This window comes from Lacticaseibacillus styriensis, assembly GCF_030770295.1.
Classification (GTDB): Bacteria; Bacillota; Bacilli; order Lactobacillales; family Lactobacillaceae; genus Lacticaseibacillus; species Lacticaseibacillus casei.
The window spans coordinates 2,165,442-2,189,036 of the sequence record NZ_CP132483.1 but is presented as its reverse complement, the minus strand read 5'-3'; the positions used below and the strand labels follow the sequence as shown (position 1 = coordinate 2,189,036).

Below are 23,595 nucleotides of genomic sequence, written 5' to 3'. Positions count from 1 at the left end.
CGCAGCCGCAACGACTAATGGCTCCGCTTCAACATTTGCTGAGTCAGTTTGACCAGTGCCGATTTAGTGGCCGATGTCGGGAAAGGCGCCAGTGCCGCAACGGCGCGATTAGTATAAGTAGCCGCCATTTGTTGGGCTTGGGGCAGGCCGTGGGTGCGCACGATCGCGGCAATTTTCTCCGCATTGGCCGCAATGTGGGCGGCATCTTGGGTTAGCGGTGCCAGTTGATCGGGAACGATCTGGTAAGCATAGATTAATGGCAGCGTGACGATGCCATTATGTAGATCCTCAAGTGCCGGTTTGTTGAGCGTTGAGCTTGTCTGCGTGTAATCCAACAAGTCGTCGATCATCTGAAAAGCCATGCCGAGTTGCCGGCCAAAACGATAGGCAGCCTTTTTTTGCTCAAGCGACAGATGGCCGATGACGGCGCCTGTATAAGTTGATAACGCAAATAAGGCGGCGGTTTTGCCCGCAATGGCACTGAGGTAAGCGTCGATGGTGGGAATCAACGGCGCGCTTGGCCCATTTTGATCCACTTCGCCCATGAAAATGCGCTTCATAATGCGGGCATTGGCGCCAAGGTCGACAATTTCCGGATTTTGTTCGCTGAGCAGCTGAAAATAAATGGCAAACAAAAAGTCGCCGGCATAGATGGCTTCGCGATTGCCGGATTCAGCAGAGACGGTGGCCATGCCCCGGCGAATGTCGGCATGGTCCAAAACATCATCATGGACAAGGGTAGCCAGATGCAGTGCCTCAATTGCCGCGCCAGCCGTCACAAGATCACCGTTGTCAGGTTGGCCGAAACGCGCTAGCATAAGCATTAGCCCGCTGCGTAACATTTTGCCGCCAGCGTTGATTTGTTGCTGAATGAGGGTGTGTACTTGCGGCTCGCGCAAAACGGCGACCTGCTCCAGTCGTTGTTGGATTTGTTCGAGTTGGTGATAGACCGTGGGGAATCGGTGCCACAGGGGATGAATCATGCATTTTCTCTCTTTCCTTAAAGACATATTTACTCTACTGTACCTGATTCTTAAAAGTCAATTATTGGAGGTTGGGTTATGTCATTATCTGTATTTCTTGAGTTGGTTGAGATTAAGGCGAAAACGGCATCGGTGTTTCCTTTTCTCTTGGGGACGTTGTATGCCTGGTATCACTATCATACGTTACATATTCCAGAGTTGCTGGTCTTCTTTGTTGCGATGCTTTTGTTCAACATGTCAGTCGATGCTAATGACAATTATCAGGATTATCGGCGATCGGAGCGGACAGAAGCACTGCACTTTCGCGAAAAGACCAACATCATCGGGGTGCATCATTTAAATCCTAGCATGATTGGCTGGATGGTGGTCGCTATGATGGCCACCAGCGCCGTTCTGGGTTTGTGGATGGTTAGTCGTACCGGTTGGCCGCTGCTGGTGATGGGGTTGTTTAGCTTTGCGGTCGGTTACGGCTATGCTGGTGGGCCGCGGCCGATTTCGGCGACACCTTATGGCGAGTTTTTCTCCGGGTTTACGATGGGCTTTGTAATTTTTCTGATCGCGGTTTATGTCAATGTCTTTAATGTCGCGGACTTTTCATGGCCGTTGATTTTGTCGGTTTATCTGGCCAGCGGTTTGGCCCAGTGTGCGATTTCGGCGCTGCTACTGGCAAACAATATTGCGGATCGGGAAGAAGACGAGACACTCAAACGTCGAACGATCGTGCATTACCTCGGTCTCGATCGCAGTATCATTTTTTTCTATGGTTTGTACACGGTGGGTTTCCTGATGCTCATTGCGTCGGTGCTGCTCGGTCTATTGCCGAAGCTGACGTTACTCACCTTGATAACCATTCCATTTGTGATTAAAAATGCGCGGGGCTTTGCTGCTAATCCAGTGAAAAAATTGACTTTCCCCAATGCGATCAAGAATTTATTTGTCACGACCTTGGCCCAAGTCATCTTCCTGGCATTAGGTGTCTTTTTAAATATTTGAAGCTCACACTCGGTTCTTGAGGGGAGGCCGTCATGAGTATCACGATTCGTCCATTTGTTAAAAAGGATCTCGGTCGCTTTATTAACGCAGTGGCGCCATTATTACCGGCATCAGCGGTGAATTTTGCTTTGATCACCGATACGCACGACAAAGCAAAGTTTGCAACCACTTATTATGGGCCAACCGGTTATTGGCACGTGCGGGAACAAGGGTGGCTGAGTACCCATTTGCCGCTTGCACTGCGGGTTCACTTAGGCGATTTGGTTGATGGTTCGGAATCGCCGTGGCTGACAAAGTTGCGGCTGCGCAATATCATGGCCGATTATCGCCGCGGCCAGGTGCCGTTTCTGGTCACCAAAGGCAATCATGATGACAATGATAAGTTTGCCGAAAAGCAGCCGGGTCATCGTGGCAGCTTTTTGCCGGAGGTGGCGCAGCAGTTGATTTTTGCTGCCGATGCGACTCAGCGCCAGGTTGCGGTTTCGCGTGAAGGTTTGCTTGTGCAAGACTTTCCTGGGCTGCGCATCATTGTTTTAAATACGGCAGATGTGCCTTTACATGACGGACGTAAAATTTATGACGTCAAAAAGACATTAGCCGTTTCGTTTGCACAGTTGCGGGATTTTGTTTTAGCGCTAAAAGGGGCCCAAAACCGCGATGTCTTAGTCATGAGCCACGCGCCGGCCATGAAGCAAAATGGACAGCCGGCGTTGAAGTTCAACGGCCGCGCGGTGCACGAGTTGCTGCGGGCGTTCAATTTACATGCCAGTGGCTTGCTGAACACAGGCAAAACGCCTGAGTTCGGCGGGCAGTTACGTTTCGATTTTACCCAAACAACTGGGAAGATTATTGCTTATCTGGCGGGGCACTACCATCTGGAAGCTGATTATCAAGTGAATGGTATTCATTATAGCTTGCAGAATACCAGTGCCTTGATGGGGCGGCATCATGGGCTCACCACTAAATTCAATCGCCGTTATGACCGGCGCTTTGGTACGCCGAGCGAATATGCCGGGTATGTTGTCAGTGTTGACGTACAGCGGCGTCTGCTGAGTCTTTATGGCTATGGGGCAGCGAGTCGTGTCCGCCGATTTGTTTACTAAATCTTTAGAAATTTTTGCCGAAAAATCTGGTCATTTCGGTTGTCAAGATAACGCTTACATGTTACACTGTATTTGAAGTTAAGGAAGAACCAAAGGTCGATGCAGGAACCGAGAATCACGATCCTTTGTCTAGCAGCACAAAGACGAACCGGCTCGAAAGTGTGTGTCGCAAAGCACGAGAAAAGCGAATAGAGCACTGGTGCAGTAAGTATCTGCGCCACTTATCGTAAGATTCATGTTCCACAAGATCCAAAGATGAACACACATGGAGGTATGAGGCTTATAAACAGACTCAGTAATCCAAGCGGGACAATGAGCTTCCCATAGATGTTCAATCGGGTGTGTCATAGGACCACCAAACAACGCCAAGTTATCTGGCAACATCATTTCAACACTCGTCGTTCCGTACAAGTGAATAAGTTTTTTGTAGAGGTGTCGCAGTATTAGATTTATTGAAGAGGGTTTTACAATTAGCACCAGTAAATGTAACAAAACTGCTGCATCGGTCAAATCCTTAACTTAGGAGATCCAGGTTCACCTGTAGGAACCTGGGTCTCTATTTTTTTGCCTTTTTCTTAATTTTCAGAAATGACCAGACACATTGCCTGAAAGATTTGAATTTTATTTGCGCCCGCAATTACCAGGCAGCAGCTGTCCATATGTCCCGATTAAGCCGATCTGCCGATGTCGCGCAAGCTCCCTTTTACCGGCGCGCTTCAATTGACTTGCGCCGCCAAATCTTTATACTGAAACAAGTAATGATGGTCATTCACGTGAAAAGGGGTTAACTGTATGTGCGGAATCATCGCGTTTGCGGACAAGACAATTTTAAACAAAAAGCCAGTTATTAATGGCATGATGGATATGATCAAGCACCGGGGTCCAAACTCTAGCGGTGAATATATCAATGATGATGTCGCCTTAGGGTTTCGCCGGTTGTCCATCATTGATTTAAAGGGTGGCTCACAACCGATCCTAAACGAAGATGGCACGGTTGCTATTATCTTCAATGGTGAAATCTATAACTTCCAAAGCATTCGCAAAGATTTGATCGCTGCCGGACATGTATTTAAGACCCACAGTGACACTGAAGTTCTGCTTCATGGCTATGAAGAATATGGCATGGAAGAATTACTCAAGAAGATTCGCGGCATGTTTGCCTTCCTGATTTGGGATGACAATAAAAAAGAAATGTTCGGTGCCCGCGACTTCTTTGGCATCAAGCCAATGTACTACTATCACGATGGCGATACATTCATTGTCGGTAGTGAAATCAAGGCATTTTTGAAGCACCCCAAGTTTAAAAAGCAATTAAACAAAGAAGCGTTGAAGCCGTATTTGACCTTCCAGTATTCCGCTTTGGACGAGACATTTTTCAAAGGCGTTTACCGCATTCCGGAAGGCCATTACTTCACGTTGAAGGATAACAAGCTCACGATCAAGAAGTACTGGGATATGGACTTCAAGGCCAATCATCTCAGTTTCGACGAGACCGTGGCTGCGATTGACAAGAGCGTCTCCGAATCGGTTGAAGCGCACCGAATTTCTGATGTTGAAGTTGGATCCTTGCTTTCATCCGGCGTTGACTCTTCGTATATCACCGCGCTGTTGCGGCCGGAGCATACTTTCTCGATTGGTTTTGACAACAAGAAATATCACGAAGGAACAGCAGCCAAAGAGCTGAGCGACAAACTTGGCTTAGACAACACGAGCGATATCGTGACGGAAAAAGAAGCGCTCGACAACTTCCCACTTATCCAATATCATCTGGACGAGCCAGACTCCAATCCATCCTGCGTGCCGCTTTACTTCCTGACGCGGATGGCGCATAAAGACGTCACCGTTATCCTGTCTGGCGAAGGCGCTGACGAACTGTTTGCCGGTTACGCCAACTACGGGTTCCACACCCGTAGCCATGCAATCCGCGTGTTTGCGGATGGTTTGCGGAAGTTGCCGCGTGGCGTGAAGTATCGAATCGCCCATGGCTTAAAGAAAATGCCTAACTTCCACGGGCGCCTGCATTTGTATGAATCCACAGCTCCGGCAGAAGAATTCTTCATCGGTGAAGCACTTGTGTTCCACGAAGGTCAAGCCGACAAGATTCTGCAACCTGAATTCCGGCAAAGCAAGAGCGTACGCGACATTGTTACCGAATCCTATAAGAAGGTTCGCCACTACGACGATGAAGTGAAAAAGATGCAGTACCTCGATATCCATCAGTTCATGCCTAAAGATATTCTGTTGAAGGCCGACAAGCTCTCGATGGCAAACTCGATGGAATTGCGGGTACCGTTCTTGGATAAAGAAGTGGCCAAAGTCGCTGCGGGTATCCCGACCAAGTATTTGATCAACTCCCATAACTCCAAATATGCGCTGCGTGAAGCGGCCAACCGGCATTTGCCGGAAGAATGGGCCAGCCGTGAAAAGCTCGGCTTTCCGGTTCCGGTCAAGCAATGGTTGGAAGACGAACCATTCTACAAAGAAGTGCGCAAAACCTTTGAACAGGATTGGGTCAAGGAATTCTTCGATCAGGATGCGATTCTGGACATTCTCGACAAGACGTATCGCAAAGAACGTGACGACCGGCGGAAAGTCTGGACCATTTACACCTTCTTGGTTTGGTACAAAGTTTACTTTATCAACACCGAGATTCCGCATTACATTGCCGATTCGAATAAAGATAAGATTGAAGCTTAGTCTGGTTTAATGAATAATAAGCACAAGGCAACTGGCAGCATCAATGCTGTGGGTGCCTTGTGCTTATTTTTTCAGGGTGTTTAAGAAGGAAAGTCATCATGCAGCACACTGATTGTATCTTTTGCCAGCTTCCTAAGTCTAAGGTAGTCCTCGAGAACAATTTGGCGATTGCTTTTTGGGATATTCATCCCGTGAGTCGAGGTCACCTACTTATCATCCCACGGGCGCATCAGCAAGACTATTTTGAACTCAGCCAAGAGGAATTGTTAGCCGTTAATGACCTTATTCATGCCGGTAGGAAGCTGATTGATCTTCACTTTCATCCCGATGGCTACAATATCGGGGCTAACGTTGGGCAATATGGCGGCCAAACGGTGATGCACTGCCATATCCATTTGATACCAAGATATCAAGGCGATGACCCTAATCCTGCTGGCGGTGTTCGGAAACTTTTGCCAAGAAGATGAAGATTAGACTCTTTGTCAGAAATCGGTGATCGAACTAGAATGGCTTCCAGATAATCGCTTGAGGCTGTGCGCTGGCACTTTTGGGAGCGGGTTTGACCTGAATACAGCAGTAAAGGACCGGAAAAGAAGCTTGCAGGATCTGCTCAATGCTCTTGCAAATGCGGTAAGACTTGGTCAGGCTGTCATCATTAGCTAAAGTGATTTCTGCTTCGATAATAATATTATTGCCTGAATAGCGGCCATCAACAAAAGTAACATCCATCACACCACTGACAGTGAGTATTTTGTCGATGATGTCTGTGCGCAGCTTTGGGCTGAAGCCATTAGATAGCTTTTCGGCGCTTGTGCTGAGAATCTGGCATCCATTCCAGATGATAAAGAATCCCAGAAACAGTGCTGCAACTGGATCGATCCAGTGAATGCGAAACAAGGATGCACCGATAATCGCCAACATGGTACCTGTAGATGTGAGTGCATCACTTAGAAAGTCCCTAGCGGATGCTGCTAAGGAACTGCTTTGAGTTTTGCGAGCGATAAAATGATTAAACGCACATAGCGATAGCATTGTGACACCGGAAATGGCTGCCATATAAGCTGCCTGGCCTTTAAGTGGCGCCGTGTAGTGGCCAGCCAAAAAACCGAACGTCTGCGTGATGCCTTCCCAGACACAGACGAGACCCACTAAGAACATCCCGAGCCCGGCTAGAAAAACAGCCAGACTTTCAAACTGCCAGTGACCTTCAAGATGAAAATCATCGGAAGGCCTTTTTGAAAAGGTTAAGCCTACGATTAAAGCCGTTACGGACACAATACCTGTTAGGTTGTTTTGACCGTCGGCAATCAATGCGGTTGAATGATCGGCTGTACCGATCGCTAACTCGGCCCCGGCAATCAGGATATAGACAATTAAATTTAGAAAAAGGACTCTTCGCGAAGTCTCGATTCGTTGATGACTAGCTTTTGTAATCAAGTTCGAGATACTGATGGGTTTGATGTTTTTTAACATGATTCGACACCTTCTTCAGTTATCTTCGGCGGCAGTTTCAATTTCAATAAAGCTTTGATGGAGTCCGATCTGGAAGCGAAGAATCATCGCAAGATTAAAGCCAACGATGAGGGCTATCATAACCCAAATGTTAGTCGTGATGGCTTGGTGGGTTGAAATCAGACTTCTCAATGCATCAATTAGATAAGTCATTGGCAACCAAGCATTGATGGCTTTAGCAAAACTGTTGACTAAATAAGTCGGATATAAGCCACCGGAGCCGGCCAACTGCAAGACTAGAACAATAGAAACCAACCAGGTGCCAAAACCGCCCAGTAGCAAACGAAGACAGAAAATAAGCGATAGAAACAGCACTGATCCAAGCAAAATCGTTCCGAAAAACGCGCCTTGCGAAGTGACATGTAAATGATTGCCTGAAGTCAATGTCCAATAAAGCAGGATTGCTTGTAATAAGCCAACTGATCCGACAACCGATGCCTTACTAGTCCACCAAGTCAATGCATGGCGAGGCTTCTTGTGTGGTAGAAAGCCTTCGTACATGGTTCCTAGTGCGATGCCACCAACGTAAAGGCCAATTGCAATTGCAAATGGTGCCATGCCAGTACCATTGTTTGGGATTTTGGCAATATCACTTGTGACCTCATGGACTGGTGTTGCCAAAGCCGATGCATTTCCTGCCTTCGTATGAATGACGCCTAGTTTTTGAACTGCGGCAGTGAGGCTCTCTGCAAGTGTTTGGCTGCCTTGACCAAGTTGCTGTGAGCCACTCAACAAGGACGACACGCCGGTATTCAGTTTTTCAGTGCCGGATTGCAAAGCAGGAAGATTGGTTTGTACGGTTGCAAGTCCCTGGGCAATTGCCTGATTACCAGTTGCGAGTGCACTAACACCATTCGTATACGCGGTTAGCCCATTGTTTAACGTTGCGGTGCCTGTGGCTAGTTTTGAGCTGCCGCTGTCAATTGCTTGCGAACCGCTTGTCATGGATTGAAGTCCACTCGTAAGTGCAGAAGATTCTGCAGCAAGTTGTTTTTGGTCAGTGGTTCCGGAGGTTAGCTGTTTTTGCATGGTTTGGGCTAATTGTTTCAGCTTGACAGTTCCTTGTGCTAAGGCAGGCGATTTCTGTGCCAACTGATTTAAACCGTTTTGGATTTGATCAAGACCAGTGGTAAGAGTTGCGGCGTGATCTTCTAACTGATTGAATCCGTTTGTCATCGTTGTGTTGCCGGCGATGAGCTTGGTATTACCAGCCGCGAGTTTATCGACGCCGGCAGATAAAGCTGTCGTCCCTGTCAGTAGTTGCGACTCACCTGTTGTTAATTTTTGTGCCCCGCTGGCCAGTGCTTGACTGCCATTTGCTGCTTTCGCCAACCCTTTAGTTGCCTGGTGCAATGCGTTTAGAACAACAGTTGCGTCCAGCTTAGTGACCTGCGCTGAGACCTTTGCTTTAATTGCCGTTGCCGCGCCGGTTGTCATTTTGGAGACAATGAAATTCTGCCCGGAGTTAAAACGAAAATAGAGATTCATCTTTTGGGGCTTATCGGTCAAAATCGTGGTTGCCATTTTCGAGAAATTCTTGGGGATCGTTAAAACCATGTAATATTTTCCTTGCCGTAATCGATGATCAGCTGTTTTGGCTGAAACATGATGAAAGTCAAGTGAGTTTGACTTATCCAAGTTTTTGGTCAAAGTTTTGCCGATAGTGATGTGGTTCCCATGATAAGTCACAGATTGATCGTGATTAACGATTGCAACTGGTATGTCGTCCATTTTGCCATAGGTGTCCCACATTGAGGACAGGTAGATAAAACAGTAGATTGCTGGAATTAATGCAATTGCAATCAACACAACCAGCATCATCTTGTGTTGAAACAGATAGCGCCATTCGCTTTTTAACATTTTATGACCGCCTTTCAAATTGACATCCTGTTCATTAGCGATCATAGGGGCGTCTTAGATTTCAAGCAAGCGACAATCTGGTGAATTTGTTCAGCCAAAAATCGCCTTGTTGTGGGTAAACTCTGCCAAAAATGTGACCAGAACAATACTGTCTGTATGAACATTTGAGGGGAATTTGTCAATTGTAAATATTTAATATTTATTGTTAAATGAAGTTGGAAATTGACAACCTGTCAATGGAGGCGAGCTAACTTGGCAACAAACACAAAAATGGTTGAAACAGAGGTTAAGATTCAAAAGGCGTTTATTCAACTTTTACAACAAGAAGGTTTTGGAAAGATCAGCGTGCAACAATTGGTCAAACTTGCCGGCATCAGTCGCGGCACTTTTTACCTGCACTATTTTGATAAGTATGACTTACTGAATCATTACGAAGATGAAATTGTCAGCCATGTCAACAGCATCTTCGAACGTTTTCCCAAACCGTTTACCCAAAACGACCGGTCAAAAACGACTCATGAAAATGATGCGTTTTTCCAGTTGTTTAAATATCTTTATCACCAGCGCGAGTTGGCAGCCTTGCTCTTAAATGAAGGTGGCACGCAACTGGTCACCAAGGTCAAACAATTGATTGTGGCGGTTTTACGCCAAGGCGCAGGGGACTCAGTTGAACAATCAAAACAGGTGCCGAGTGATTATGCGCAGGAAATTGTGAGTCAGGGTGTCTTGGATATCATTGTCTATTGGTTGAATCAATTACCGGTTTTGCCTCCAGAAGATGCTTATCGTATTTTTCGCCAAACCCGAATGCTAACGCCGGAAGAACTGACGCGACAGATTAAGTGACGACTATTGATAGATTCGTTAACGCAGAAACATTCATGTCGTCTATTTGCAGGGCGTGGCATCATCAGCTTTCAAGTTCTGCTCTCTAAGACGGAAAACCTATGAACGGAGGGAAAATATGAAGTACTGGCGGAATTTCTTCTTAACGTTCGGCGCTGCAATGTTATTGGCGTTTATTATTTCAATCTGGCTGAGACGCCCATTTAGATGGTGGGTCTTTGTTGCTGGCGCGTTTGGAAGTCTGATAGTCGATTACTGGTTTGGAAAATGGAAGAAAAAGCATAAACATTCCGCGGATTGAATCAAGCTTTTCCACTAGACGCTTTGAGTGAATATTTATATTTAACTGTATTCATCTGTATGAGCATGGCGTCCATCGAGACACAATAATTGCCTGAAACCTTTCACGGCCTTAAAACGGCTGTACTGAAATGAATAGGGGATGTGTCATAGTGGCAAAATTGAATCAAGCAATGAAAGACATGATTGCTGGTGAGTTGTCCTATATTTCAACCGTTGATGCAGATGGCAACCCGGATGTTGGACCCAAGATTTCAATGCGGGTGTTGGACGATGAGCACCTGATTTACAATGAAATGACAGGTGGCCAGACCCAAGCCAACATTAACGACAACGGGAAAGCGATCGTCGCGGTTGCTAATGCCAAGGCTTTGAAAGGCTTCCGTTTTGGTGGTACCGCCAAGCTTTACACGGACGGTCCTTATTATGATCAAGCGGCAAAGTGGGCTGAAGGCAAGTTTCCAGTGCCAAAGGGAGCCGGCGTAATTACCATTGACAAGATCTGGACATTGGATCCCGGTCCTAAGGCAGGTAAGCTTTTTGAAGCGTAATCCAATGTCTTCAATATAACTATGGGATAACATCTGAAGCACCAAAAGACGGCCAATCAGCGAAAAGATTAGCCGTCTTTTGGTGTTTGTATCAAGAAAAAGGAATGGTTCCGCCGCCCAAATCGCTGCCATCACCATTCCTTGCTTTTGCTGAGATACTATTGGGTTATATCGTTCTTTTTCGATTCCTGTATGAACCGGTGATAAGCTTGCATCACCTGATCAGGCGCATCCATCATCAAATTATGCCCGGCGTTTTGAATCAACGTCGTGTGGATATTGTCATGCCCGTTGGCAAAATCAAGTTGATCTTGATAGCCGACTTCATTATCATTTTGGCCTAGTAACATGGTGACAGGTTCCTGAAGCATACTGGCTAAACGAGATTCGAAAGAAAAATGATAGTCATGCCGCATTTTCATTGCATCCCAGAATGGCCGATCAAAACGGGTCACAGCCGGTCGGACCAGTTGTTGATATTGTTGCCAGGTAGCGTGGCTGATGACCACGTTCATGTTGAGATAATCGGCAAAATCTATGTCCTCACTTGGCACATCATCCTTAACGACATGCTTCAGCTTTGCAACGTGGCGACCCTCTTTATCCGCAATCACAACCGGTGCGGTTAAAAAAGCACCGAGAAAGTCCGTCGGGAAACGCGCGAGCAAGCCTAACGCCAAGTAACCGCCGTAAGAATGGCCCACGAGGTAACTTTTACATTGACTGACAGCTTGAATGAAATGGTGGAGTTGCGCTAACACATCGTCTGCATTGCGCAATGCTGCCGTGGCAGGCGAACCACCCATGCCGGGCAAATCAGGATAAATTCGCGTATAGCCAGCTTTTTCATCCGCAGTTAATCGCGGTTCATAAAAGGCTGACATACTGTGACCATCCAATCCCATGCCATGTAAAAAGACAATCGGTTGGTCGTTTCCAAACGTTTGATAGTGCAATCCGAATTTTTCTGGCATCAATGTCTCCTTACTGGTTAATGATCAGTCACTCTTAGTCGGAATAAATGGCTCAATCAGGTTAGCCAAAGCTTGAATGTTCCGTGTCTGGATGTAAACCGTTCCTGTTCCGGTGAAGCGGTTGACCAAGCCTTCGCCGGTTGTGAAACCGATGACGCCGCTGGCCGGCTGAATGTTGTAATCCAGCTGACTATCCCACGCAACCACATGGCTATTGTCAACAACGTATTCGTGGCTTCCGTCGAGTTGGATCGGAATGATATCACCATATGCCGAAACCAGCATGGTACCTGTGCCGGCTGTTTCCATAATAAAGAAACCGCCAGTGCCGCCGAACAAAGCGCCGCCGACCTTTTGACTGGCCATGTGATAGCTGGCGGAGCTGTCCATGGCCAGAAAAGCACCGGTATTCAGGCGATATTGATGGCTGTCATCAAGCGTTAATTCTTTAATGACCCCAGGATTGCCGGGTGCGATGGCCAGTTCGGCATTAGGTGCGGTGCCAGTGGCGGTGGTGATGAAAAAGCTTTCGCCGCTTGTCACAGAGCGGCCAATCGCGCTCATGAGACCGCCGAGACCTTTCTTGCCGTTGCTGTTCATATGGCCGCTTAGTTCCACTAAGCCATTGTGATAAATCATGGAACCTGATTCGATCTGGATCGTTTCATCCTGTTCCATGGCAATATCCACAACCGGGAAAGTATTGTTGGCCGTGATGGTATATTTCATCGATAAAAGCTCCCTTCTTAATTAATTTAATTGTAGCGTATTCAACCGTTGAAGTGCGGCATTTTTCCTCGGAAAAGGTTAGTGGTGGATTGAAACAAGTCAAATAAATTAACTCGAATTAGTTGACAAATGAACAAGTAACCGGTAATCTTTAGCTAATCCAATTCTTAGGAGGTTCTCATGATGACGATGAAGCTGACTCAAAGCGCACAATCATTTTATTTCTGGTTTTTCAGACGCGATCTGTGAGACCAGTTACCTTTGAGTGAGCGGTCACACAGATCAAGCAATTGACTGTGTGGCTGAAATCAGGAGAATCATTCCCAATTCCTTGCCCGCAGTCACATCGACTGCGGGTTTTTGCGTCTGTCGGGTTAATCGCTAAGAATACTGGCAAAAAATACTGGAGGTAGAAGAAATGGCATTAGTTGATCGTATGAATCAGGAAGTTCGGCAGCTCAAGCCGAGCGATATTTTACAGTTTAATGCGGAAATCAGCAAAATTGACGGGATTGTCAAGCTGACATTGGGTGAGCCGGATTTTCCCACGCCGGAACATGTTAAGGCCGCGGGTATCCGCTCGATTGAAAATAATGAAAGCCACTATACCCAGAGTAAAGGGCTGCCGGGATTGCGGGCTGCAGCCAGTCACTATCTGGCGACAAAGTACCACACGAAATATGATCCCGAGACCCAGATTCTGATCACCGCGGGCGCGACTGGCGGGATTTATTCGAGTTTGACAGCGATGTTGAACAAAGGCGATACCGTGATTATTCCGACACCGATTTTCCCGTTGTATATTCCGATTGTGATGTTGAATGGTGCTAAGCCGATTTTTATTGACACTTCGGCGGACGGCTTCATTTTGAAACCGGAAAAGCTACAGACGGCGATTGAAGCGAATAAAGATACTGTGAAAGCCGTTGTGTTGAATTATCCGACGAATCCGACCGGGGTGACTTATAGTCGCGCCGATCTTGAAGCGTTGGCAGCGGTGATTAAGCAGTATGAGATTTTTGTACTTAGTGACGAGATTTATTCCGAATTAACTTACACTGGCACCCACGTTTCGCTGGGTGAAGTTTTGCCGGATCAGGCGATCGTTTTAAATGGGGTGTCGAAGTCCCACGCGATGACCGGTTGGCGCGTGGGTATCACGGCGGGGCCAGCGGATGTCATTGCCCAGGTCGGAAAAGTCAGCGAGTTCACGATGACCAGTGTGACCACGAACGCGCAACGGGCCGCTGAAGAAGCACTGAAAAATGGCATGGATGATGCACAACCTATGAAAGAAGCTTACATGAAGCGGCGGGACTTTTTGATCAAAGCCTTGACTGATGCCGGATTGAAGGTGCCGCATCCAGATGGAGCCTTTTACATTTTTGCCAAATTACCGGAGCGCATGCATGACAGCTGGAAGTTTGTTTACGCGTTGGCGCGCGAGGCAAAAGTGGCGGTTATTCCGGGTGCCAGTTTTGGTCCCGGTGGTGAAGGTTATGTGCGGATTTCTTATGCGGCGTCAATGGCAGATCTTAAATTAGCGACAGATCGCATCGCTAAGTACATGGCAAATCATTAATGGGTAGATAAGTAAAACTATGACAAACAACATGGAGGCAAAGATGACAAAAATTCTGATGTATTCCGTTCGTCCCGATGAGCAGGCTGCCATTGACGATTGGGTGGCCGCTAATCACATTGAGGTAGATACGAACACGGTTGAACTTGGACCCAAGACGGTTGACTTGGCTAAAGGATATGACGGCGTTGTGATTCAGCAACACGCGGCCATTCCTGATGACGTTGTGTATCAAAAGTTGAAGGCATTTGGCCTCAAGCAGCTGACGTTGCGGATTACCGGCTTTGACATTGTGAACCTTGAAGCCGCTACCGCCAATGGGTTGGCTGTGACCAACGTGCCAGCGTATTCGCCGCGGTCGGTTTCCGAATTGGTTTTGGCGCAGGTGATGCGGCTGATCCGTCACTTAGGAGAAGCCACCGCCCGTGAAGCGAAGGACGATTACAGTTGGGGCGGCTTGGAAGCTGCGGAAATTCACAATCTGACGGTTGGCATTATTGGTGCCGGCAAAGTCGGCAGTGCGGTGGCTCGGATTTTCCGCGCGCTGGGGTCAACGGTCATTGTCAGTGACCCGGTGCAACGGCCTGAGTTGGCGGATTCGGTTAGCTATGTGGATTTGGACACGCTACTGACGACGGCTGATATTGTGACCGTGCATACACCGCTGGATGCAATCACCACCCATTTGATTGATGCAGATGCACTGAAAAAAATGAAGCCAAGCGCTTATCTCATTAATGCAGCCCGCGGTCCGATTGTTGATACCGGTGCCTTGATTCAGGCGCTGAAGGATCATGTCATTGCCGGAGCAGCGTTGGATACGATCGAAGGGGAAGCCGGTATTTTTGGCGAAGATCGCAGTCAGACTCTGGTGGACAATCCCGAACTCGAGACGTTGAAGGCGATGCCGAACGTTGAGATCACGCCACATATCGGCTTTTATACCGACGCGGCAGTGAAAAACATGATTGATATTTCGTTAGACGATGTCAAGCTCATTTTGGAAGGCGGTCATTCACCGCATCAAGTTAACTAAATTTGGAGGAGAACGGATGAAAAAAGACGCGAAAACGGTGACGATGAACATTTTAAACGGTTTGTCCGTGGGTATCATCGTGGCGCTGGTGCCTGGCGCTATTTTGAACGCCATTGTGAAGTTGCTTTTGCCGAGCTTTCCGCAACTGGCGGTGGTGACGTATATGACCACGGCCGCCATGACCCTGTTGCCGGCATTGTCGGCGGTTTGTGTGGGCATGATTGCGAAGTTTACGCCGATTCAGACGAGTTCGTTGGCGTTGGCCGCGATTATTGGCGCCGGGAATTACCATTTGACCAAAACCGGCTTAACGGTTGCCGGAACCGGGGATGTTATCAATCTGGCAATTACGCTTGCGATTGGCTATTTGGTGATTTTATTGCTGGGGAATGCGTTGAAAGCCTATACGATTCTGCTGATTCCGTCGCTGGTTTTACTCATTGCAGGCGGAGCTGGCATGTTGACGCTGGGGCCGGTTTCCGGGATTACCAAGTACATCGGGGTGCTCGTGCATGACATTACCGCCTTGCAACCGATCGTCATGGGCGTTTTGATGGGCATCATTTTTGCGGTTTTGATTGTGACTCCGATCAGTACAGTCGGGATTGCCACAGCCATTTCGTTAAGCGGGATCGGTGCCGGTTCGGCGAATCTGGGGATTGTCGGGGCAAGTTTTGCGCTGGCAGTTTACGGTTGGAAGGCGAATCCGCTTGGCACGTCTTTGGCGCATTTTCTGGGATCGCCTAAAATGCAGATGGCCAATATTTTGTCTAAACCCAAGCTGTTCTTACCGATGGCGATCAACGCCGGTATTCTTGGTGGGGTTGGGGCGGCATTGAACATTCAAGGCACCCCGGCCAGTGCCGGCTTCGGTTTTTCCGGGCTGGTGGGGCCATTGGCGGCGTTGGATGCGATGAAGACCGTGACAGTAGGCAATATTTTGGAACTGACGCTGCTGTTCTTTGTCTTGCCAATTGGATTAGCTTACATCAGTTATTTATTGTTCACTAAGACGCTGCGGTATCAGGTGCCAGAAGATTACGCACTGCATTATGACTGATCATTTTGACAAAATCGATTGTGCAAAATAAAACGTTCGTTTCGCTTCGATTGGTATAGGCTGGGAATCGTTTGCATGGTAGAATAAAAGAGACGTTTGTACCTGTTGAAAGCGAGGCGATCGGAATGGTTACTTGGTGGACCCAACAAGGATTGGGTTTGCAGTTGGTGGTGGGCGTGGTTGCGTTGGTGATCGTTGCCGGTCTTTTATGGATGTTGCTCTCGTTGGTGTTGTTGCCGTTGTTGGCGGTTTTACAGCGCGTTTTGTCATCGGTGGAGAACACAACGTCCATGAGCACTCAGGATTATCTGCTGGGCACGTTGACACTGGCGGTTGCCCCTGATCATACGGGCGAAGTCATGGTGACAGGTGGCGGCCGGGCGCGGCAAACTTACCCGGCCAAATTGTGGTCAGGCACGCATCGTCCACTTGAGCAGGGCACCAAAGTCGTGATTATCGAACTCACACAAGGCGTCGCATATGTTGATGCAGTCGCCGCACATAACCAACCCTAAGGAGGGGACGAATGGAAATTTTAGCTGATTATATGCCATGGATCATTGTCATCGTTGTCTTACTGCTACTTTTTATTTTCTTGGCAACGCACCGCAAGACCGCATTACCTAACGAGGTCCTGATTATTTCTGGGGCTTTGATCTCCGGTAAGCATAGCTTCCGGGATATTAACGGGAATCGGGTGAAACTGATCACGAATGGCGGGTCATTTATCCTGCCGATTCTGCAGCGCTGGGATGTTTTAAGCCTCAATACCCGCACAATCGAGGTAGCAACCCCGGAAGTTTACACGCAGCAGGGCGTTCCGATTATCGTCAACGGAACGGTTATTTTAAAAATCGGTTCCAGTCAAGAAGAAGTTGCGACCGCTGCCGAACAATTTTTAGGCAAAAATGACGAGCAGATCAATGCCGAAGCGACCGAGATTCTTGAAGGCCATCTGCGGGCTATTTTAGGCACGTTAACGGTTGAGGATACTTACCAAAACCGGGATGCGTTCGCCGAGAAAGTCCAGGACGTGGCTAGTTCCGATTTAGCCAAAATGGGCCTGCAGATTATCTCATTTACGATCAAAGATATTGCCGACAAGAACGGCTATCTTGATTCATTAGGTAAGAAGCAGATTGCCGAGGTCAAGAAAAACGCGGCAGTTGCTGAAGCGGCGGCTAACCGTGACACGCGGATTCAGCAAGCCCAAGCCGATCAGGAAGCCAAACAGCAGGAAATCGAGCGGCAGACGCAGGTGGCGGATGCCGAACGCGAGCAACAAGTCAAAATGGCTGACTTCAAGAAGCAACAGGAAATTGCTCAGGCCCAGGCCGATCAGGCAGCGATTGTTGAGCAGATGAAGGCCAAGCAGGTTCAAAAGGAAAAAGATATTGAACTAGCCCAGAAGAATGCAGAACTGCAGGAACAGGAACTGAATGCCACCGTGCGTAAACAGGCCGATGCTGACCTGTATAAGGCTCAGCGTGCGGCTGAAGCGCAGAAGGCGACCCAGATTGCAGCAGCCGAAGCGTCAGCCAAGCAAGTCGAATTGGCTGCTGAAGCGAATGCCAATGCCACAAAAGCGATTGGGGAAGCCGAAGCCGGGAAGACCCGGGCAATCGGGTTGGCCCAGGCGGAAGCGATCGCGAAGCAGGCTGAAGCCGCTCGCCAATTGGATGAATCCGGTCGCTTCAAGATGACCATCGAGGCAATGCCGAAGATTATTGAAGCTGCCATGAGTCCTTATGCTAACGTTGATTCGATTAAGCTCTATGGTGACGGCGACCTCACCAAGCAAACCAGTGGCAGTTTGGTGAAGGAGCTGGACATGCTTCAGGAAGTAGCAGGCATTGACATTCGCGGGATGTTAAATGGTGCCCTCATGCATCAAGCCGGCAATCAGCCAGTGGTCGATGCCATCAAGGGTCGACACGCGGATACTGCCGAAAAGGCGCCGCAAAAACAGTCGGAAGCGCCGCAAAAGCAACCGGCAGCACCAGCAGCCCCGGCAACGTCCGCCGCTAAGCCAGCCGATGCCAGTCAATCGGCAGCAAGTGCGCCAACAAAAGAGGCAGATAAGCCGTGGAAGAAATAACGACTGCGTAACGTAAAAAAGGCTCCCGCTTCTCAGTCATTGAACTGGGAAGCAGGGGCCATTTTTTGATAGATCAGCAAACACCATATACCTCAAGCAATGCCTTCAATATAAGGTGCTGGCCGGTGAAAGTTCTGGTGGATACTGCTGTATATGACGCGGACGGCTTTGTCGTAATCCTTATCATTGACGCCGATCAGTAAGTTGATATCGTCGTTGGTTTGACTGACCAGCTGGACATTTAACAGATTGTCATCCAGATAAGCAAGCACTTTTCCGGCAATCGCCGGTCGTTTCCGCAGCTGGCGGGAAACCATCGCAATTAAGGCGACATTTTCAGTGACTTCCAGTTTGTCTGGCTGACAGGCGGTTTTAATTGCTGCTGTTAACTCACGAACCGAGATTTGGTGGCGGGGTTCCCGAATCAGCAAGCTGAAGCTGTCGATGCCGGTTGGCAGGTAGTCTACGACCAGGTGATGGGCAGCAATGACGCCCAGCGCCCGTTGAATGACTTCGAGGTGTAAGGCAAGCTGATACTGGCGAATGGTAATGACGAGATAATGTTTTCGCCCAGCAATGCCGGTGATAATGCGCAGCTCATCGCTGGGGTCGTCATCATGAATGATCAACGTTCCCGGATCCTGTGGGGCATTGGTATTGAGAATGCGGGTTGGAATTTTACATTCACGAACCGGCTGGACGGCTTCTTCCTGAAACACGCTAAAGCCCATATAGGTCAATTCGCGCAACTCATCATAGCTCATCACGTCAATACTGTCGGCATCCTTGATAATGCGCGGATCCGCCATTTTAATGCCAGACACATCAGTCCAGTTTTCATATAAATCTGCCTGAGCTAGCCGTGCTAGCCATGCGCCAGAGATATCGGAGCCGCCACGGGGCATGAGTTGAACATGTCCGGCTTGATTCTGTCCGTAAAACCCGGGGATGACCAAGCCATGATGCTTAGGAAGCTGACGATAAGCCGCCTGAGTTTTGGCTTCGTCAATGGCGCCGCTTTGATCAAAGAAGAATAAGTCGGTGGCATCCACAAAGGTATAACCCAGATACGCCGCCATCAGCCGAGCGGTCAAAAATTCGCCGCGGGATACCAGATAATCGCGCGAGTAACGCGTGGCAAGCCGATGACGGATCGTGTTCATTAATTTAATTAAAGGCACGTGTAACTGTAATGCGTGATTGATGGCTTCCAATCTGGCCTCTACCTGAGCGAACATCTGCGTCACATCGCGGCCGGCTTCCATGCCGTCCGCAATAAGGTAGAGGGTGTCTGTGAGTTTTTGGCTGGCCGGGCCATATTTACCGGCGGCGCTGACGACCACAAGCTGACGCTGGGGATCCTGATCGATAATGGCTTTGACTTTTTGAAATTGATCGGCGGTGGCAACGGAACTGCCGCCAAATTTTGCGACTTTCATCCGATGACCTCCTGATCTAATTGCTGTTTGACATCGCGCGCGACGAGTTCGCTATCGCCAATCGCCGCCATGAATGCATGGGCGTCAATTGCCAAAACACCGCGCATGAGCCGATGCATTTCGCCGACTGGGATTTGCTTAATCAGCAGCCGGTGATCGATCACTTCGGTTTGCTTGTCGTTAAACATGGCAAAGGTCAATGGATCAGCGCGCAACAGATAGTCGGCAACACTGAGGTCAGGATCAAATTGTAAGGTTTGCTTGAAGTCTCGTTTTAGATGGGTGACGTTTTCCAGAATATCAAAAAGATCTTGGACAATGGCGTTGGCCGTCGGATATTTACCTGCGCCTTGGCCATAAAACTGCAAATCGCCAATGGTTTGGCCGTGCAGGCGAATGAGGTTGAAGTTTTCAAAAGTATTTGCGGCCAAAGCGGTGGCTGGATAAAGCCGCGGCTCAACGACCATACTATAATGATCACCGATTCGTTTACTTTTACCGATTAAACGCAGCACTTGATGGTGTTTGGCGAAAAAGTCGATGTCGGCCTTGCTGACGTGACGGATACCAAACTTAGGCACATCACGCGGCGGTACCATGTTGTAAGCTAAAGCTGCAGAAATTTTGAGCTTGTTGACAATATCATCGCCGTCAATGTCGGCACTCGGGTCGGCTTCGGCATAGCCCATATCCTTGGCCGCCAAAAGAACAGGATCGAAATCGAGGTGGGCGCGTTGCATCTGGTCTAAAATGTAATTGCTGGTGCCATTAAAGATCCCTTCGATCGTATCAACCTGATCAATCCGCGCGGCCCGTTCCAGATTACGGATCCAGGGAATGCCACCGCCAGTCGTTGCTTCAAAATAGAAGCAAACATGATGCTGTTCGGCAGTGGCAATAAATTCAGGCAGATAATGGGCAACAACCGCTTTATTGGCCGTCACAACATGCTTGCCATGGCGCAAGGCCCGAAGAATATAATCGTAAGCGGGATGCAAACCGCCGATGGCTTCGACCACCACATCAATAGAAGGATCCGCAAGAATGGCATCGAAATCAGTTGTCATCTCAGGCATGGTGGCAGGGTGGGTTGGGCGAATGAAAATCGCAGTGACCCGCATTCGGCGATCACCATTCGCAACAATATCGTAAACGCCGCTACCGACAGTACCAAAACCTAAGATGGCAATATTCATATTTCTCAGCTCCTTGTTTATAAAATATAGACACTTGTTTTTCTAATGCGAACAGATTATCATATCCATATCGTAAAAACAAGTCGGATCAGATAGGAGAATCGTTCACATGCGATACACGAGCACACGGGATCAACGAGTAACCAAAACGAGCCAGCAAGCCATTAAGCAAGGTATTTCCGAAGAAGGCGGCTTATTCGTTTTGCCGCATTTAACGGATTATCGGATTGCGCTTCAGGATTTACTGGGAGCAGATTATGAAACGATCGCTCAGCATGTTCTCATGACCCTGTTGCCTGATTTTAACACTGCTTCACTGAAAAAAGCGATCCATTTAGCATATCGGCAAAATTTTTCCGATAAACGCATCACACCGATTCGAAAAGTCGGCGATTTCCATGTGCTTGAATTGTTTCACGGCCCGACCAGTGCCTTCAAAGACGTGGGACTGCAATTATTGCCCCAGTTGATGCGGTTGGCCCTTGATCCGGAAGATCGCATTATGATTCTGGCGGCAACCAGTGGGGACACCGGCACCGCAGCCTTGCAAGGGTTCAAAAATGTGCCGCAAACGGGCATTACGGTTTTTTATCCCGATCATGGGGTTAGCCCGATTCAGGAGCAGCAGATGCTGACAACAACTGGTAAGAATACGCGGGTGTTCCCGATTGCCGGTAACTTTGACCAAGCGCAGAGTGCGGTCAAAGCATTGTTTACCGATACGGGTTTTGCAGCCCGGCTGCAGGCAGAACAGGTTACGTTATCGGCGGCTAATTCCATTAATATCGGCCGACTGATTCCGCAAGTGGTTTATTATTTTGCTGCTTATCTGCAACTGGTTAACAGCCATGCAATCCAGTTAGGGAAACCGGTTAATTTCACAGTGCCGACCGGAAACTTTGGTGATGTGCTGGCTGGTTTTTATGCCAAGGCACTGGGCTTGCCGATTCATAAACTGATCGCTGCGGCCAATGCCAATCGCGAGATCGCAGACTTCCTGGATACCGGCATCTATGATCGTAACCGGCCGTTTTTAAAAACCGTTGCTCCAAGTATGGATATTCAGATTTCAAGTAATCTGGAACGCCTGCTGTATTATAAGAGCGGCGAAGATAGTGCCTATGTGGCCATGCTGATGAAAGATTTGGCGAAAACGGGACGCTATCAAGTCCGTTCTGATGTACTGGCGGCGATTCAAGCCGATTTTACCGGTGGCTTTGCGACTGACGAACAGGTAGCAGGAGCGATTGCCAAAGTCTGGCAGCAAGATGGCTACCTGATGGATCCGCATACAGCGGTCGGTTATAGTGTCATGCAACAGTATCGCGCCATTGGGGATACCACGCCGAATATCTTGTTGGCAACGGCGAGTCCCTATAAGTTTCCGCGCGCGGTGGCTAAGGCACTTGACTTGCCGGTGTCAGGCGACGATTTTTCGTTGATGGCACAATTGCAACAGCTGAGTGGCGTTGCGATTCCGGCAAATCTGGCCCGTCTGGCAGCGATGACACCGCAACCGAAACATGTGGTTGCACCAGCAGCAATGGGTGCCGCCATTCTCGATGCGGCAAAGGAGGTTTTTGACGATGATTCGCGTGTCCGTTCCGGCAACAACCGCTAATTTAGGCGTTGGTTACGATGTGTTGGGGATGGCCCTTGATCTCAAAGCTCGGTTTACTTTTGAACCGAGCACCCAAAAGCTTGAGATTATCGGTGATGAGCCCGCTTTCGCTACCCCAGAAAATTTAATTTATCGCGCCTTTGTCACGTTTGCGGATGCCATTCATCAACCGGTTCCCAATTTACGCATCACCGTTGATTCGGATGTTCCTAGTGCGCGGGGATTAGGCAGTTCGGCAACGTGTGTGGTCGGCGGTCTTGCTGCGGCGAATGCCTGGTTTCACGCCGGGTGGGATCAGGCCGCACTTTTGAAGTTGGCGACTCAGTTGGAAGGGCACCCGGACAATGCGGCGCCAGCCATTTATGGACAGGTTTGTGCGACTATTTTGGTAGGTGACGAGCCGATTGTCCGACAGTATCCCGTCAGTCAGCAGCTGCACTTTGTTGTGTTGATTCCGCCATACGCGGTTAGCACTGAAGAAGCTCGCAATATTTTGCCGGCAACCATGAGTTATGCGGATGCGGCTTATCAAATGGGCCGTTGCGTTTTGATGACCCGCGCATTGGCGGATGGTGATTTAGCACTGTTACGCCAAGTGGCTCAGGATCGGATGCATGAGCCATATCGCGCTAAGCTGATTCCGGATTATCAAGCAGCGCGCCAAGAGACGGCCGCACACGACGGGGTCTTATTGATTTCCGGTTCGGGATCGACCATGCTGGCCATTATTGGCGATGCTGCCGGAGCCGAACAACTGCAAAAGGCAGCCGCGCAACGGTGGCCGGAATGGCAAGTTAGAATCGTGACGCCGAGTGAACAAGGCGAACAGGTGGTAAAAACAGGGGACTTTTCAGAAAAAGCCGAGCATTGAAGCTTGGTTTTTTTTACGCGCCATGATTGTTTTTTCTACGCCAAATGTGGTTATATGGCGAGAAAAATCGTTAGAGGGCAGGCAACAAGATATCATCGTCTCGTTTGACGGCTATTTTTGGTAATATAAAGACAGACAACTGTC

General features: G+C 48.6%; 20 protein-coding genes. 13 read left to right on the top strand and 7 right to left on the bottom strand.

The genetic code is table 11. The annotated features are described in order from the left end of the window. Positions 1–14: 14 nt before the first annotated feature. Positions 15–983 (bottom strand): polyprenyl synthetase family protein, encoded by a 969-nt coding sequence (locus LACSTY_RS10365; protein WP_087912588.1) that lies wholly within the window; start codon positions 981–983, stop codon positions 15–17. A gap of 78 nt (positions 984–1,061) precedes the next feature. Between LACSTY_RS10365 and LACSTY_RS10360 the strand changes: the two genes are divergently transcribed. The 4 genes from LACSTY_RS10360 to LACSTY_RS10345 all read left to right on the top strand — a co-directional run bounded on the left by LACSTY_RS10360 (position 1,062) and on the right by LACSTY_RS10345 (position 6,243). Beyond that, on the top strand, positions 1,062–1,976 hold the full coding sequence (locus tag LACSTY_RS10360; protein ID WP_049169163.1) for a 1,4-dihydroxy-2-naphthoate polyprenyltransferase: 915 nt from the start codon (positions 1,062–1,064) through the stop codon (positions 1,974–1,976). 32 nt (positions 1,977–2,008) lie between these two features. Beyond that, positions 2,009–3,079 (top strand): metallophosphoesterase family protein, encoded by a 1,071-nt coding sequence (locus tag LACSTY_RS10355; protein ID WP_151466736.1) that lies wholly within the window; start codon positions 2,009–2,011, stop codon positions 3,077–3,079. Between the two features lie 792 nt (positions 3,080–3,871). Further along, positions 3,872–5,776, top strand: coding sequence for an asparagine synthase (glutamine-hydrolyzing) (asnB, locus tag LACSTY_RS10350; protein ID WP_087912586.1), 1,905 nt, complete (start codon positions 3,872–3,874; stop codon positions 5,774–5,776). Positions 5,777–5,874: 98 nt separating this feature from the next. Next, positions 5,875–6,243 (top strand): HIT family protein, encoded by a 369-nt coding sequence (locus tag LACSTY_RS10345; protein ID WP_087912585.1) that lies wholly within the window; start codon positions 5,875–5,877, stop codon positions 6,241–6,243. A 34-nt stretch (positions 6,244–6,277) separates the two neighbouring features. Here the strand turns inward: LACSTY_RS10345 and LACSTY_RS10340 are convergent, their stop codons facing one another. Both LACSTY_RS10340 and LACSTY_RS10335 read right to left on the bottom strand, forming a co-directional pair. Beyond that, a complete protein-coding gene (locus tag LACSTY_RS10340; RefSeq protein ID WP_087912584.1) occupies positions 6,278–7,249 on the bottom strand; it encodes a cation diffusion facilitator family transporter in 972 nt (323 codons plus the stop codon). Between the two features lie 15 nt (positions 7,250–7,264). After that, positions 7,265–9,148 (bottom strand): YhgE/Pip family protein, encoded by a 1,884-nt coding sequence (locus tag LACSTY_RS10335; protein ID WP_151466735.1) that lies wholly within the window; start codon positions 9,146–9,148, stop codon positions 7,265–7,267. A gap of 252 nt (positions 9,149–9,400) precedes the next feature. Between LACSTY_RS10335 and LACSTY_RS10330 the strand changes: the two genes are divergently transcribed. Beyond that, entirely contained in the window at positions 9,401–9,994 is a 594-nt protein-coding gene (locus LACSTY_RS10330; RefSeq protein ID WP_087912582.1) for a TetR/AcrR family transcriptional regulator, read from the top strand. A 449-nt stretch (positions 9,995–10,443) separates the two neighbouring features. Then, positions 10,444–10,845, top strand: a complete 402-nt coding sequence (locus LACSTY_RS10325; RefSeq protein ID WP_080978087.1) for a pyridoxamine 5'-phosphate oxidase family protein — start codon at positions 10,444–10,446, stop codon at positions 10,843–10,845. Positions 10,846–11,003: 158 nt separating this feature from the next. Here the strand turns inward: LACSTY_RS10325 and LACSTY_RS10320 are convergent, their stop codons facing one another. Both LACSTY_RS10320 and LACSTY_RS10315 read right to left on the bottom strand, forming a co-directional pair. After that, positions 11,004–11,819 (bottom strand): alpha/beta fold hydrolase, encoded by an 816-nt coding sequence (locus tag LACSTY_RS10320; RefSeq protein WP_087912580.1) that lies wholly within the window; start codon positions 11,817–11,819, stop codon positions 11,004–11,006. A gap of 24 nt (positions 11,820–11,843) precedes the next feature. After that, positions 11,844–12,548 (bottom strand): TIGR00266 family protein, encoded by a 705-nt coding sequence (locus LACSTY_RS10315; protein ID WP_075761137.1) that lies wholly within the window; start codon positions 12,546–12,548, stop codon positions 11,844–11,846. A 418-nt stretch (positions 12,549–12,966) separates the two neighbouring features. Between LACSTY_RS10315 and LACSTY_RS10310 the strand changes: the two genes are divergently transcribed. The 5 genes from LACSTY_RS10310 (at position 12,967) to LACSTY_RS10290 (ending at position 18,324) form a co-directional block, all read left to right on the top strand. After that, entirely contained in the window at positions 12,967–14,130 is a 1,164-nt protein-coding gene (locus tag LACSTY_RS10310) for an aminotransferase class I/II-fold pyridoxal phosphate-dependent enzyme (RefSeq protein WP_087912579.1), read from the top strand. A 43-nt stretch (positions 14,131–14,173) separates the two neighbouring features. Next, positions 14,174–15,166 (top strand): D-2-hydroxyacid dehydrogenase, encoded by a 993-nt coding sequence (locus LACSTY_RS10305; protein WP_087912578.1) that lies wholly within the window; start codon positions 14,174–14,176, stop codon positions 15,164–15,166. Positions 15,167–15,182: 16 nt separating this feature from the next. Then, the gene (locus LACSTY_RS10300; RefSeq protein ID WP_151466734.1) at positions 15,183–16,226 is read left to right on the top strand and encodes a PTS sugar transporter subunit IIC; all 1,044 of its coding nucleotides are present in this window, start codon (positions 15,183–15,185) and stop codon (positions 16,224–16,226) included. 125 nt (positions 16,227–16,351) lie between these two features. After that, positions 16,352–16,741 (top strand): NfeD C-terminal domain-containing protein, encoded by a 390-nt coding sequence (locus tag LACSTY_RS10295; RefSeq protein ID WP_049169150.1) that lies wholly within the window; start codon positions 16,352–16,354, stop codon positions 16,739–16,741. A gap of 11 nt (positions 16,742–16,752) precedes the next feature. Continuing rightward, positions 16,753–18,324 (top strand): flotillin family protein, encoded by a 1,572-nt coding sequence (locus tag LACSTY_RS10290; RefSeq protein ID WP_047106399.1) that lies wholly within the window; start codon positions 16,753–16,755, stop codon positions 18,322–18,324. A gap of 92 nt (positions 18,325–18,416) precedes the next feature. Here the strand turns inward: LACSTY_RS10290 and LACSTY_RS10285 are convergent, their stop codons facing one another. Both LACSTY_RS10285 and LACSTY_RS10280 read right to left on the bottom strand, forming a co-directional pair. Next, complete coding sequence (locus tag LACSTY_RS10285) at positions 18,417–19,763, bottom strand: aspartate kinase (RefSeq protein ID WP_049169149.1); 1,347 nt, start codon at positions 19,761–19,763, stop codon at positions 18,417–18,419. Beyond that, positions 19,760–20,959, bottom strand: a complete 1,200-nt coding sequence (locus LACSTY_RS10280; RefSeq protein WP_087912576.1) for a homoserine dehydrogenase — start codon at positions 20,957–20,959, stop codon at positions 19,760–19,762. Before LACSTY_RS10280 ends, LACSTY_RS10285 begins: the two co-directional genes overlap by 4 nt. Positions 20,960–21,068: 109 nt before the next feature. On the opposite strand from LACSTY_RS10280, the gene thrC reads away from it, so the two are divergent. Beyond that, positions 21,069–22,580, top strand: coding sequence for a threonine synthase (gene thrC, locus LACSTY_RS10275; protein WP_087912575.1), 1,512 nt, complete (start codon positions 21,069–21,071; stop codon positions 22,578–22,580). Next, entirely contained in the window at positions 22,546–23,451 is a 906-nt protein-coding gene (gene thrB, locus LACSTY_RS10270) for a homoserine kinase (RefSeq protein WP_087912574.1), read from the top strand. Before thrC ends, thrB begins: the two co-directional genes overlap by 35 nt. Positions 23,452–23,595 lie beyond the last annotated feature (144 nt).